This is a genomic window from Streptomyces flavotricini (genome assembly GCF_020639365.1).
Taxonomy (GTDB): Bacteria; Actinomycetota; Actinomycetes; order Streptomycetales; family Streptomycetaceae; genus Streptomyces; species Streptomyces flavotricini.
The window spans coordinates 1-386 of the sequence record NZ_JAINUL010000012.1 but is presented as its reverse complement, the minus strand read 5'-3'; the positions used below and the strand labels follow the sequence as shown (position 1 = coordinate 386).

1 pseudogene is annotated in these 386 nt (G+C 73.6%); it reads left to right on the top strand.

Features of this window, described 5'->3' with window-relative positions:
* Positions 1–386 (top strand): annotated as a pseudogene (locus tag K7B10_RS40100) (2-oxoacid:acceptor oxidoreductase subunit alpha); the annotation flags it as partial.

Genomic DNA, 386 nt, shown 5'->3' with positions numbered 1-386 from the left:
CGCGGCGGCCCGTCCACCGGTCTGCCGACCAAGACGGAGCAGGCGGACCTGTTGCAGGCGATGTACGGGCGCAACGGCGAGGCCCCGGTGCCGGTCGTGGCCCCGCGGACGCCCGCCGACTGCTTCGACGCCGCCATCGACGCGGCGCGGATCGCGCTGACGTACCGGACGCCGGTGTTCCTGCTGTCCGACGGGTACCTCGCGAACGGCTCCGAGCCGTGGCGGATCCCGGACGTGGAGGAACTACCCGACCTGCGCGTCGCCTTCCAGACGACCACGAACCACGTACTGGCGGACGGCACCGAGGTCTTCTGGCCGTTCAAGCGCGACCCGCAGACGCTGGCCCGCCCCTGGGCGGTTCCGGGCACGCCCGGGCTCGAGCACCG